8 protein-coding genes and 1 pseudogene are annotated in these 13,877 nt (G+C 48.1%); 8 read left to right on the top strand and 1 reads right to left on the bottom strand.

Features of this window, described 5'->3' with window-relative positions; all coding sequences use genetic code 11:
• Positions 1–90 precede the first annotated feature (90 nt).
• Positions 91–987, top strand: a complete 897-nt coding sequence (locus L5M10_RS05730) for an acyltransferase (protein ID WP_212600634.1) — start codon at positions 91–93, stop codon at positions 985–987.
• A 13-nt stretch (positions 988–1,000) separates the two neighbouring features.
• Positions 1,001–1,945: an acyltransferase gene (locus tag L5M10_RS05725; protein ID WP_263141150.1), complete on the top strand. Its 945-nt coding sequence runs from the start codon at positions 1,001–1,003 to the stop codon at positions 1,943–1,945.
• 7 nt (positions 1,946–1,952) lie between these two features.
• On the opposite strand, the gene L5M10_RS05720 is transcribed toward L5M10_RS05725, so the two are convergent.
• Positions 1,953–2,447 (bottom strand): DUF523 domain-containing protein, encoded by a 495-nt coding sequence (locus L5M10_RS05720; protein WP_263141148.1) that lies wholly within the window; start codon positions 2,445–2,447, stop codon positions 1,953–1,955.
• 300 nt (positions 2,448–2,747) lie between these two features.
• Here L5M10_RS05720 and L5M10_RS05715 point away from each other — a divergent pair, with 300 nt between their 5' ends.
• The 6 genes and pseudogenes from L5M10_RS05715 to L5M10_RS05690 all read left to right on the top strand — a co-directional run.
• Positions 2,748–3,515, top strand: coding sequence for a GntR family transcriptional regulator (locus L5M10_RS05715; protein ID WP_006084449.1), 768 nt, complete (start codon positions 2,748–2,750; stop codon positions 3,513–3,515).
• Positions 3,516–3,567: 52 nt separating this feature from the next.
• Complete coding sequence (gene prpB / locus L5M10_RS05710; RefSeq protein WP_071940617.1) at positions 3,568–4,446, top strand: methylisocitrate lyase; 879 nt, start codon at positions 3,568–3,570, stop codon at positions 4,444–4,446.
• 167 nt (positions 4,447–4,613) lie between these two features.
• Entirely contained in the window at positions 4,614–5,741 is a 1,128-nt protein-coding gene (gene prpC, locus L5M10_RS05705) for a 2-methylcitrate synthase (RefSeq protein ID WP_014611487.1), read from the top strand.
• 80 nt (positions 5,742–5,821) lie between these two features.
• Positions 5,822–8,425 (top strand): Fe/S-dependent 2-methylisocitrate dehydratase AcnD, encoded by a 2,604-nt coding sequence (gene acnD / locus L5M10_RS05700; protein WP_263254999.1) that lies wholly within the window; start codon positions 5,822–5,824, stop codon positions 8,423–8,425.
• A 93-nt stretch (positions 8,426–8,518) separates the two neighbouring features.
• Entirely contained in the window at positions 8,519–9,721 is a 1,203-nt protein-coding gene (gene prpF / locus L5M10_RS05695) for a 2-methylaconitate cis-trans isomerase PrpF (RefSeq protein WP_263147567.1), read from the top strand.
• Positions 9,722–10,091: 370 nt separating this feature from the next.
• Positions 10,092–13,823: pseudogene (locus tag L5M10_RS05690) on the top strand (diguanylate cyclase domain-containing protein); the annotation flags it as partial.
• Positions 13,824–13,877: the final 54 nt, after the last annotated feature.

The following is a 13,877-nucleotide window of genomic DNA, read 5'->3' as shown; positions in this document are numbered from 1 at the left end:
TGAACAAATGCACCGACCAGCAGTGCCTAAGATTGAGCCAAACGCCTACACCGAGTAACATAGGCCTCCAATTTTTGTCAGGGGGCTCGGATGGGAATGCTGTTTTCACAGATAAAAGGCTGTATTGCATTTTTAGGTTACGTTATAAATACCGTCTTTTGGACTATCCCAATCGTGTTAATAAGTTTTATAAAACTGATACCTATCAGTCCATTAAGGACTGCGACTAGTCATGTGCTCGACTTTTGTGCCAGTGCTTGGATCAGCGTCAATGGCGTGATTGAGCGTTGCTTGCATCCCGTTAAAATAGAACTGAGTGGTGACACCGACTTTTCCACTAAAGAGTGGTATATGGTGATTGCCAACCACCAGTCTTGGGTCGATATCCTGATCCTGCAGCGGATTTTTAACCGAAAAATCCCTTTCTTAAAGTTTTTCCTCAAGCAAGAGCTGATTTTTGTGCCTGTATTAGGCCTAGCTTGGTGGGCACTCGATTTTCCTTTTATGCGTCGTTATAGCACGGCACAGTTGCGTAAGAATCCTAAGTTAAAGGGCAAAGACATTGAAATTACACGTAAAGCCTGTACTAAGTTTAAGGCTAAGCCTGTGAGTGTGATGAACTTTGTCGAAGGCACGCGCTTCAGCAAGGCTAAGCATCAAAAACAAAACTCACAGTTCCAACATTTGCTAAAACCTAAAGCGGGCGGCATGGCCTTCGCGCTATCAGCCATGGGTGAACAGATCCACAAGCTAGTCGATGTCTCCATTTACTACCCAGACGCAGTACCGAGCTATTGGGACTACCTGACAGGCAAGTTGCCAAGCGTTAAAGTACACATCAAGGTCTCCGATATTGATCCTGCAATGCGCGGTGATTATATGAATGACCGCGATTTTAAAATTGGCTTCCAAGAACAACTGAATCAACTCTGGCTCACTAAGGATCAAGTGTTAAGCCAACTCGCTAGCCAAGCGAATAAAGAATAAAGGTAACGCCACTATGTTGAATTTCCTGCCTGGTTCAGTGTTGTTTATGCTGAGCTTAAGCTTGCTGATCATTAATACCGCCGTTTGGGGCTCGCTTATCAGCATTGGCGGATTAGTGAAACTTGTGATGCCAGCACAAGGTGCGCGCAATGCGGTGACTACGGTCATGAACCGTTTTATGTGGGCTTGGGCCTGCTGCAACGGTGGCATCTTGTATTTGATCGCTAAAATTGAGTGGGATGTCAAAGGGCTCGAAGGACTCGATAAAAACAGCTGGTATTTGCTGATCAGCAACCACCTCAGTGGATTCGATATCGCCGCGCAAACTTACGTGTTACGTAACCACATCCCTATGCTGAAGTTCTTCCTCAAAAAAGAACTCATCTATGTGCCCATCATGGGCCTAGGATGTTGGGCGCTGGATATGCCATTTATGAATAGAACCAGCCCCGCAAAACTCAAAAAGAATCCAAAGCTTAAGGGTAAAGATTTAGCGACCACACGCCGCGCCTGTGCCAAGTTTAGCAATATGCCCACGTCAATCATTAACTATGTTGAAGGCAGCCGTTTTACCCAAGATAAACATCAGCGCCAAAACTCGCCTTATCAACATTTGTTACGTCCTAAAGCGGGTGGTATCGCCTTTACCTTATCAGCCATGGGCGAACAATTTACTAACCTGCTGGATATGACAATCGTCTACCCAGATGCGCCTGAAGATATTCTGTTTGGGGTGATGAATGGTAAGGTCAGTAAGATTATTGTGCGAATTAACGCCCTGCCCGTGCCCCAGGTCGATGCGGCACGTTATTTCTCTGAATCTGAGTACCGCGTCGAATTCCAACGCTGGTTAAACCAAGTGTGGGCGGAAAAAGATCTACAAATTCATGCTTTACTCCAAACACATCAAAGTGTGAACAATAAGGCCACCAGCCCCAATCACACTCAAGCAAGCTAGCTCGTCTCTAGCTTTGCTCTAGTTCAGCAACGCATGCCGCTGCAGCGGATAACTCCAATTCATTGAATACGGTTATTCCTGCGGCACTGAGTTTTTCAGCTGTTAATCCTCGTCCCGCAATTAACTGTTTTACAAATTGACCATCGTAAATCTGCCTATTACCACAGGATGGACTGCGGGCTTTTAAAATCGCCACTTTAATCCCGTGTTGCTGCGCCAGCTTAAGCGCGAGATCGGCTCCCAGACTAAAAGCGTGAGTCACATCCTCACCCTGAGCGGTTAAGATACGCTGCCCAACCCGCTCCGCTGGCGGTCTAGGTGTTGGCAAACCGCCTGCACATTCGGGACAAATCGCCACAATCCGCCCTTGCTCGAGCCACGTTTGCACCAGCTCGCTCTCCATCAAGTTATGGCCACCGTCGTAGCGCACCGCTTGTCCGAGTAAACAACTGCTCACTAACACTTTTTCCACTGTCATCCCCAAATGTCTCATTCCGCCCATAGCATAACGCGAAGGATAAACATGCCAAATGCATTTGGACGATTTCCCCCAAAACCATCAACATCCGCAACGAGGCAGGAAGGTTAAAACCACGTCATTGTTGACAATTTAATATTTAAATATTCATAACATAAAATATTAATAACGAGATAATTAAAATAAAATGATAAAAATCAATAATAAAAATAGAAATCTATTGAAATATAGACTTACGTCTAAGTAAACACATTGTTGACAATCCACCAAGGGAGGGCTATTTTTTACCCATTGTCGACAATCCTATTAATAGTGATGCGCTCTATGTTGAAGCAAGACACGACGTTCGTTTCTGATGACACTCAAGTTCCCCATCTGCACAAGGTCAAATCGACCTCGGCAGATAAGACGTCGACCACATTAGCCGATCAAATTTTGGTGCAGATCCAAACCAGCATCATCAAGGGCGAACTGCCTGCGGGCAGTAAAATTAACGAGCAAGCGCTGGCCGAAAAATACGGTATCAGCCGCGGCCCAACCCGCGAAGCCCTGCAAACCTTAGAAAGACAACGCTTAGTAGTGCGCGCACCCCATGTTGGTGCCCGCGTCGCCCAACTGACGGTGAGTGAACTTAACGATTTATATCAACTACGTAGCGTACTTGAAGGCATGGCCTGCGAACTCGCCGCCAGCCGTATTACCCCAGAACAATTAGCCAAGCTAGAAGATCTGCTCGCAACGCAAGAAGCAGCGCTCGCCAAAGGCGATACTTACTTCCAAGAGGAAGGCGATGTCGACTTCCACTACCAAATTATTCAAGCCAGCGGTAACAAGCATCTGCAGGAAACCTTAGTCGGCGGCCTGTATCACCTGCTACGTATGTACCGCTACCAGTGCACCAATAAAAATCGCCCAGTGAAAGCGATTGCCGAACACAGACGCATAGTCGAAGCCATTGCCCAGCGCGATGGTGAGTTGGCCAGTTTGCTGATGCGCCGCCATATCGAACAAGGGCGTAAAAATACCGAATTACGCTTAATTGAATTGCAAGCCAATGCAGCCGCAAAAGAAACCTTAGCCAACATTAGCTAAGTTCTTACGGCTCAATATGCCCACTTCCCATAAAATGGAAAAGGATAAAACCATGACCCAAAGCGCAGGATTACGTTTTCGCCAAGCTCTTGCTAAGGCCAAACCGTTACAAATCGTTGGCACCACCAATGCCTATTTTGCCTTAATGGCAGAACAAACAGGCTTCCAAGCCTTGTATCTTTCGGGCGCTGGCGTTGCCAATGCTTCCTACGGTTTGCCTGACTTGGGCATGACCTCGATGAACGATGTGCTGATTGATGCCGGCCGCATCACCTCCGCCACGCAAGTGCCTTTACTAGTCGATATCGATACTGGCTGGGGCGGCGCATTCAACATTGCTCGTACCATCAAAGAATTCGAAAAAGTCGGCGTCGCCGCTGTGCACATGGAAGACCAAGTGTCGCAAAAGCGTTGCGGCCATAGACCCAACAAAGCAGTCGTAAGTATTGAAGAAATGGTCGATCGCATTAAAGCGGCCGTCGATGCCCGTACCGATCCTAACTTTGTGATCATGGCGCGTACCGATGCGGTTGCCGTGGAAGGTTTAGAAGCAGGTATCGAACGCGCGCAAGCGTATATCGCCGCCGGCGCCGACATGATCTTCGCCGAAGCCTTAACTGAGCTAGACCAATATCGCCACTTCAAGGCTCAAGTTAAAGCGCCGATTTTGGCCAACATGACTGAATTTGGTCAAACCCAATTGTTCAATAAAGAAGAACTCGCCGAGGCGGGCGCCGACATGGTGCTCTATCCACTCGGTACTTTCCGTGCAGCCAACCAAGCCGCACTGAACGTCATGCAAGCGCTGATGAATGATGGTCATCAACGCAACGTGCTAGACACTATGCAGACCCGTAAAGACTTGTATAAATACTTGGGCTACCACGCCTTTGAAGACAAGTTAGATCAACTGTTCAGCCAAGATAAATAACCGAAAAGCTGCAACCCTACAGGGTTTGGCGTTAAAACCGATTTAGCGTTAAACAAATTAAATAAAAAGTGCAGCCTTAACCAATAAATGTCGGCGAATAAGTGCTCTGAAACGAGCACTGAAATCCGCCAGCAATAACCAAACAGAGTTAACGGAAGGGAAGGATTATGTCAGAAGCTAAAAAACTAAGCGGTGCAGGATTACGTGGCCAGAGCGCAGGCGAAACCGCATTGAGCACAGTGGGCGTGTCAGGCTCGGGCCTAACGTACCGCGGTTATGATGTGAAAGATCTCGGTGAAAATGCCACCTTCGAAGAAGTCGCCTACCTTATTCTTTACGGCGAGCTGCCCACTCAAGCCCAACTTGATGCCTACAAAACCAAACTCAAAGGCCTTCGCGGTCTGCCGCAAGCATTAAAAGAAGTATTGGAGCGCATTCCCGCCGACACTCATCCTATGGATGTGATGCGTACTGGCTGCTCTATGCTAGGCAACTTAGAAGCCGAGCACAGCTTTAGCGAACAGAGTGAAATTACCGACCGTTTACTCGCCGCATTCCCATCGATCATCTGTTACTGGTATCGCTTTAGCCACGATGGCGTGCGTATCGATACTGAAACCGATGACGATCAAATTGGCGCACACTTCCTCCACTTATTACATGGCAAAGCGCCGTCGGCACTGCATGCTAAAGTGATGGACGTATCGTTAATTCTTTATGCAGAACATGAATTTAACGCATCAACCTTTACCGCTCGCGTATGTGCTTCAACCCTGTCAGACATGCATTCGTGCGTCACTGGGGCGATTGGTTCACTGCGCGGCCCGCTGCATGGCGGCGCGAACGAAGCGGCGATGGAACTCATTCAAGATATGAAAGATGAAGCCGATGCGCGCGACATCTTAATGGGCAAACTCGAGCGTAAAGATAAAATCATGGGCTTCGGCCACGCAATTTACCGCGACAGCGATCCACGTAATGCCATCATCAAAGAATGGTCAGAAAAACTGGCTGCCGCCAACGGTGACGACCGTCTATACCGGGTATCGGTTGCCTGTGAAGCCCTGATGTGGGAACAGAAAAAACTCTTCTGTAATGCAGATTTTTTCCACGCCAGCGCGTACCACTACATGGATATTCCGACTAAGTTGTTTACGCCTATCTTCGTGTGTTCACGCGTTACAGGCTGGGCGGCGCACGTGATGGAGCAACGCTCTAACAACCGCATCATCCGCCCGAGTGCCGATTATGTGGGCGTTGCGCCGCGCAAAGTGGTACCGATTGCCAACCGTTAAGCAAAATTGACCACACTTGGCGCGAGATTTCACTCAATGTAAGTCTCGCGCCAACTTCATTTTCCGAAATGGATGATGTTATGAGCACTGCTATGAATACCCAATATCGCAAGCCCTTACCCGGCACTCAACTCGATTACTTCGATACCCGCGAAGCCGTAGAAGCCATTCAAGCTGGCTCGTATGCCAAGCTGCCTTACACCTCGCGCGTTTTAGCTGAAAACTTAGTCCGTCGCTGCGATCCGGCCGTTTTGACCGACTCGCTAAAACAGATTATCGAATCTAAGCAAGAACTGGATTTCCCTTGGTTTCCTGCCCGCGTGGTGTGCCATGATATTTTGGGGCAAACCGCTTTAGTTGACCTTGCAGGTCTGCGTGACGCTATTGCCGCTAAGGGTGGAGATCCCGCCAAAGTGAACCCTGTTGTACCAACACAATTAATTGTGGATCACTCACTCGCTGTCGAATTTGGTGGTTTTGATAAAGACGCCTTTGCCAAAAACCGCGCCATCGAAGACAGACGCAACGAAGACAGATTCCACTTTATTGATTGGACGCAAAAAGCCTTTAAAAACATTGATGTTATCCCTCAGGGTAACGGCATCATGCACCAAATTAACTTAGAACGTATGTCGCCTGTGGTGCATTCACGCAATGGCGTGGCCTTCCCCGATACCTTAGTCGGCACCGATAGCCACACGCCGCACGTTGATGCGCTCGGCGTTATCGCCATAGGTGTCGGCGGCTTAGAAGCCGAAAGCGTCATGCTAGGGCGCGCATCCTATATGCGTCTACCGGACATTATCGGTGTCGAGCTCACGGGCAGACCACAGCCCGGCATTACGGCTACCGATATCGTATTGGCCTTGACCGAGTTTCTACGCGCACAAAAAGTTGTCTCTTCTTACTTAGAGTTCTTCGGCGAAGGCGCAGCGGCGCTGACATTAGGCGATCGCGCCACGATTTCGAACATGACGCCTGAGTTTGGCGCCACTGCGGCCATGTTCTACATCGACCAGCAAACCCTTGATTATTTGACCTTAACGGGCCGCGAAGCCGAGCAAGTTAAACTGGTTGAAACCTATGCCAAAACCGCCGGTTTGTGGGCCGACAGCTTGACCGAAGTGCACTATCCACGCGTACTGCATTTTGATTTATCTTCGGTGGTGCGCACCATTGCAGGGCCATCAAACCCACATGCACGGGTGCCAACATCAGAATTGGCTGAGCGCGGAATTAGCGGCGTAGTCGAAAACGAGCCCGGCTTAATGCCCGATGGGGCTGTGATTATTGCGGCGATTACCAGCTGTACTAACACCAGTAACCCACGCAACGTGATTGCTGCAGGTCTCATTGCCCGCAACGCCAATGCTAAAGGCTTAAGCCGCAAACCTTGGGTCAAAACCTCACTGGCACCCGGCTCTAAAGCGGTGCAATTATATTTAGAAGAAGCCAAGCTATTACCTGAGCTTGAACAACTCGGCTTTGGGATTGTTGGGTTTGCCTGTACGACGTGTAACGGTATGAGCGGCGCGCTGGATCCTGTGATTCAAAAAGAAGTGATCGACCGCGACTTGTACGCCACCGCTGTGTTATCGGGTAACCGTAACTTCGATGGCCGTATTCATCCCTATGCTAAACAAGCTTTCTTAGCATCGCCGCCATTGGTCGTCGCCTACGCGATTGCAGGCACCATACGTTTCGATATTGAAAAGGATGTGCTGGGATTAGATAAAGACGGTAAGCCAGTAAAACTTATCGACATTTGGCCATCGGATGAAGAAATCGATGCCGTCATTGCGACCAGTGTTAAACCTGAGCAGTTCCGTAAAGTGTACGAGCCCATGTTCGATTTAGCCGTCGATTATGGCGAAAAAATCAGCCCGCTGTACGATTGGCGTCCGCAATCTACTTATATTCGTCGCCCACCTTACTGGGAAGGCGCATTGGCGGGTGAACGCGCACTCAAGGGTATGCGACCACTGGCGGTGCTGGGTGACAACATCACCACAGACCATTTATCGCCTTCTAACGCCATTATGATGGACAGCGCCGCGGGCGAATATCTGCACAAAATGGGCTTGCCGGAGGAAGACTTTAACTCCTACGCCACCCACAGGGGGGATCACTTAACCGCCCAGCGCGCAACCTTTGCCAATCCTAAGCTTAAAAACGAAATGGCAATCGTTGACGGCAAAGTGCAACAAGGCTCACTGACGCGTATCGAGCCAGAAGGTCAAGTGACCCGTATGTGGGAAGCGATTGAAACCTATATGGAACGTAAGCAACCGCTGATCATCATCGCGGGCGCAGATTACGGCCAAGGTTCGTCCCGCGACTGGGCTGCCAAAGGCGTGCGTTTAGCGGGCGTTGAGGCCATTGTTGCCGAAGGTTTCGAGCGTATTCATCGCACTAACTTAGTCGGTATGGGCGTGTTGCCACTGGAATTTAAAGCGGGCGACAATCGTGCAACTTATGGAATAGATGGCACAGAAGTGTTCGATGTCCTCGGCACGCCAGCGCCAAGAGCGGATTTGACTGTCGTCATCACCCGTAAAAACGGGGAGCGCATCGAAGTGCCGGTGACGTGTCGTCTCGATACCGCCGAAGAAGTGTCTATCTACGAGGCGGGCGGCGTATTGCAGCGTTTTGCTCAGGACTTTTTAGAGTCGAATCTGAAGTAAAACTCGCTTTCAACAGGTGGCGACTCCACACGTGAATCGCCACCTTTGATAGCAACGCTAACCTGTATCGCTATTCCCCTTGGAGTTAATAGCATGAGTAAGAATTTTTTCCCGCCACAAATCAAAGTCGCCGCGACTTATATGCGTGGCGGCACCAGCAAGGGCGTGTTTTTCCGTCTGCAGGATTTACCTAAGGCCGCACAAGTTGCAGGTGCCGCCCGTGATGCCTTGTTACTGCGAGTGATAGGCAGCCCAGATCCCTACGGTAAACAAATTGATGGCATGGGCGCTGCCACCTCAAGCACCAGTAAAACCGTGATTTTATCCAAAAGCACTCAGGGCGATCACGATGTGGATTACCTCTTTGGTCAAGTGGCCATCGATAAGCCCTTTGTCGATTGGAGCGGTAACTGTGGCAATCTAACCGCCGCCGTCGGTGCCTTTGCCATCAGCAATGGCTTGATTGATGCCGACCGCATTCCTCAAAATGGCGTCTGTACTGTGCGAATTTGGCAGGCCAATATTGGCAAAACCATTATCGCCCATGTGCCCATCACTAACGGTGAAGTGCAGGAAACCGGTGATTTTGAACTCGATGGTGTGACCTTTCCTGCCGCGGAAGTGCAAATCGAGTTTATGAGCCCCGCCGCCGATGAAGACGGTGAAGGGGGCTGCATGTTCCCTACGGGTAATGTTGTCGATGTGCTAGAAGTGCCGGGCATTGGCAGCTTTAACGCCACTATGATCAACGCAGGCATTCCCACCATTTTTATCAATGCTGAAGACTTAGGCTACACAGGCACTGAGTTGCAGGATGATATTAATAGCGACAACGCCGCCCTTGCCAAATTTGAGACTATTCGTGCCTATGGGGCTGTGCGTATGGGCTTAATTTCACATATAGACGAAGCCGCATCACGCCAGCACACCCCTAAAATTGCCATTGTCGCCAAACCACAGACCTATGTGTCCTCGAGCGGTAAAACTGTCAATGCAGATGAAATTGATCTACTGGTACGCGCCCTGTCTATGGGCAAACTGCACCACGCCATGATGGGCACGGCGGCAGTGGCAATTGGCACGGCAGCAGCCATTCCCGGCACCTTAGTCAACTTAGCCGCAGGCGGCGACACTCAGGGCAAAATGGATGCGGTACGCTTTGGTCATCCCTCTGGCACCTTGCGCGTCGGCGCAGAGGCGTCAATGGTCAACGGCGAATGGACAGTTGTTAAAGCCATTATGAGCCGCAGCGCTCGCGTACTGATGGAAGGTTTTGTGCGGGTGCCCGCTGCGTAATTTTATCTAAGTAAACAGTTCAACCAAAGACCTTGCTTCTCCCCCTTCCGGCAAGGTCTTTTTTCTATTCTCGCCCATCATTTTAATCTGCTTCGCCCGTATTTGTCTTAGCATGATATGTTGACATACCTGAAACAATGCTAAGATCCTTTAGCAAAAACGCCAGAATACAAACTCGTCATAAAAAGAATATTGGCAGTAAAACGGTACAGTTAATATATTGCATGATCTATTACAGAATCGCGCCCATCGATTTTGGTTATTTTTAAACCAAGTCAGCAATTTAAGTCGCATTTTTACAGCAAAATGGCATGTAAGGTCTAGGCTAAGAACTAAACTAAATAGAAACCTAATCAGGATGGGTCCGTTTTTGGTAGGGGAAAATTTGAGTCAACTAATCCACAAGCTAATGTTTAGTACGCTTTTTATCCTAAGTTTGTGGGGGATCTCGTGCAATGGATTAGCTCAACCATTGAGCGCGGCTTCTACACAGCTCAAATTTGAACATATTCGCAGTGAAGATGGCCTTACCCAAAATACGATTACTAGCCTGTTTATGGACAATGCAGGTATGTTATGGATTGGCACTCAAGATGGTTTGCATGCTTATAACGGTCACAGCTTCAATATTTTCCCCCATTCACCCAATGATCCGAGGAGTATTTCTGAGAGCTATGTCTCTGACATTATTCAAGACTCAGAAGGTAACATCTGGGTTTCGACTTTCAGCCAAGGGGTAAATCGACTCGATTTGAGCACAGGGACCTTTGAACACTTTGGCCAAGAACAAGGGCTTACCGATCCGCGCACAACCAAACTCAGCGTTGTAGGCAATACACTCTGGATTGGTACTAAAGCAGGACTATTTTCCCTATCGACCAAAACCAAACGCATTACCCAAGTGAACTTAGGTAATAGTGTTCAACCCCACATCACCAGCTTAGCCAATGTTGAAGACACTTACCTGCTGGCAGGAACACAAGATAGCGGCACCTTTGCTGTCAGTGCCAATACTATCACTCGCTTAAATGTCCCGCAGAATCTCACTGCACATCAAATTAGGGCACATTCCGCTAATGCGATCACCTTAGCTCTGGGTGGGCAATTATGGCACTACAACTTAGCCTCGCAACAGGGCGAAATCCTTTGGCAGACCGACGATAACGTGCCTTATATCAAGGATTTTATCCAAACTGAACAGGGTGATTTTTGGGTCGTCGGGCCTGAAGCGGGTCTTATTCAACTCGAGAGAAACGATAAGGCATTTACTGCGACCTACCACAGGTATGATCCTAAGCGTACCAACAGTATCAGTGAAAATAACATGCTGAGCTTACTGCAAGATCCCTTTGGCAATTTATGGTTAGGTGCCAGTTATTCTGGTCTAGATAAAATTAATACCCGTCGTCAGTATTTTCAGCATATTTACGAATCCACCCCTAACCTGTCACAACAAAGTAACAACATTCGCACCTTGTTCCGCAGCCAAGATAATGCGCTATGGATAGGCACCGAAGGTGCTGGGCTTAAACGCATGTTGGCCAATGGAAAATATGAACACTACACGGAGCTCTTTGCTAACGCCTTAGGGATGCATCAACGCAACTTGAATCTTATCCTGCGAGATATAGACCAAGACAAAAATGGCGTGCTTTGGTTTGCCACTAACTATGGGCTAGGTCGACTGACGCTAGATGGCCACTTCCAGTTACTCAAGGTGACAGAACGCACTGATCAAGGCGCAGAAACCAATTATATCCGTAGTTTAGATATTGATGAGCAAGGTCGCCTCTGGGTGGCAACAACCAATGCCCTCTACCGTAAGGCGATAGATACCGATGAATTTACTTTTATCTCATTGGCACATATTGATAATTTCTATCCGGCACAAAACCAGTTTTTAATCCTCAGAACACACAAAGACATGCTATGGATAGGTACTCTCGATGGCCTACTTAAACTGGATATGAAAACAGGTACAGGTAAATCCTACTTCCATCAATCCTCAGACAAAAACAGCCTGATCAACAACCGTGTCCGCGATATTTTAGTCACAAAGTCGGGCGAGGTATGGTTTGCCACCCATGGTGGGATCAGCAAGTTACCGTCTCAAGAGACTGATGTAGGTTTTAGCCACTATACCCGCAATCAGGGATTACCAAGTGATACCATCTATGCCTTACTCGAGGATCAAGAACACAACATTTGGTTTAGTAGTAATGCGGGCATAGGCAAACTAAACCCTAAAACCAATCGTGTCATCATATTTAACGAACAAGAAGGGCTACAAGCACTGGAGTTTAACGGTGGCGTAAAACTTGAAGACAGCGATGGCGATCTCTGGTTTGGTGGCATTAATGGCATAAATCGTTTCAATCCAAAGTCAATTCCAGATCAACGACCCGATGTTAAAGTCGCACTCACTGGCTATAGTATTGCGGGTAAAGGGCACACTATTCTCGATTTAAGTCATCCACCTAGCATAGTAATGGACTATAGCGATCAGCTGATCAGTTTTGAGGTGACCTCATTGGATTTCAGCTATACGGGTAAAAACCGCTTCAGCTATTTTCTTGAGGGATTTGATAACGAGTGGCATGAGCTCCCCACAGGTAATGAAATCACCTTCACCAATATTAATCCTGGTCACTACCAACTGCATGTTCGCCATGGGCTGCAATACAACACTCAAGGTGACTACGCCCTTTCTGTCGATCTTCATGTAAAAGCGCCCTTCTATCGAACTCAGTTCGCCTACGCCCTCTACAGCTTGCTCTCTCTATGGCTGTTGGCTTGGATCATTATCTGGCGTAAAAGAAAACGTCAGCAACAGCGCGAATTTGAAACCAGTATCCGCGCCTCAGAGGAGCGACTCAAACTTGCACTTTGGGCCTCTGGCGATGGCATGTGGGACTGGAACATACCAGAAAATCGCGTCTATCGTACCAATATGGATTCTTCAGTCCCCCATTGGAATAGCAGCAATATAGCCCATGAGAGCATGCACTCAGAGGATAGAGAAAGATTCAAATTTGAGCTTAACGAACACCTTCAAGGTCGTTCGCCTTTCTTCGAAGCAGAGTACCGTGTCGAACGCTCACCGGGTAATTGGGTATGGATTTTAGATCGTGGCAAAGTGGTTGAAAAAGATAGTTTAGATAATCCGATCCGCATGACAGGGACCAACCGTAACATTACCTCGCGCAAACTGATTGAAAACGAGTTGGTACTGTCATCACAAGTGCTCAACAGTATGAACGAAGCCGTTGTAGTGGGAGGATTAAATTATCGAATTCGTTCGGTCAACCCAGCATTTTGTGCCATTACAGGGTACACAGAACGCCAAATAACCGACAGGCATTTCATTCACTTAGCCTTTAGTCGCCAACAGCGAGAGTTGTTCAATACAATTGAACAACAGCTACTGCGTCACAAACATTGGGTCGGAGAACTCTGGATCCGCAATAAACAACGTCAGGCCATTTTAGTCTGGCTTGAAATCAACCAAGTGATCGATATCAAAGGCGAAACCAGTCACTTCGTTGCAGTATTTACCGACATCACTGAGCGGAAAAAAGCCGAAGAAGATCTGCGTTTCCTCGCCAGCTTTGACACATTAACAGGCTTACCGAACCGAACTTTATTTCAAGACAGGCTCAATCACGCGATTACTCAAGCGCACAGAGCGAATAATATCGTTGCCTTGCTGTTCTTAGACCTCGACCGCTTTAAACATATCAACGACTCTATGGGGCATCATGTCGGGGATTTGTTACTGAAAGCCGTGGCAAGACGACTGCAAAATGCAGTGCGTGATGGCGATACTGTCGCACGCTTAGGTGGCGATGAATTTACTATTATTTTAGAAGGTGTTGCGAAAACAAAAGCCGCAACCCTGATCTCAGAAAAAGTGCTCAGAGCATTCCAAACGCCCTTCCTATTGGACGATAAAACGCTGACCATTTCGACCTCAATAGGTATCAGCTTATACCCTAACGATGCGGACAATGCCGACTCACTGATTAAATTTGCCGATACCGCCATGTACCACGCAAAATCATCAGGTCGAAATAACTTTCAGTTTTATACCTCTAAATTAAATGGGTATACGGATTTAATGGTTGATGGGGCACCTTCACCCCATCAATCTGATACC

Source organism: Shewanella sp. SM32 (assembly GCF_025654235.1).
Lineage (GTDB): Bacteria > Pseudomonadota > Gammaproteobacteria > Enterobacterales > Shewanellaceae > Shewanella > Shewanella oncorhynchi.
The sequence above is the reverse complement of the archived record's forward strand: the minus strand, read 5'-3'. Positions and strand labels throughout refer to the sequence as shown.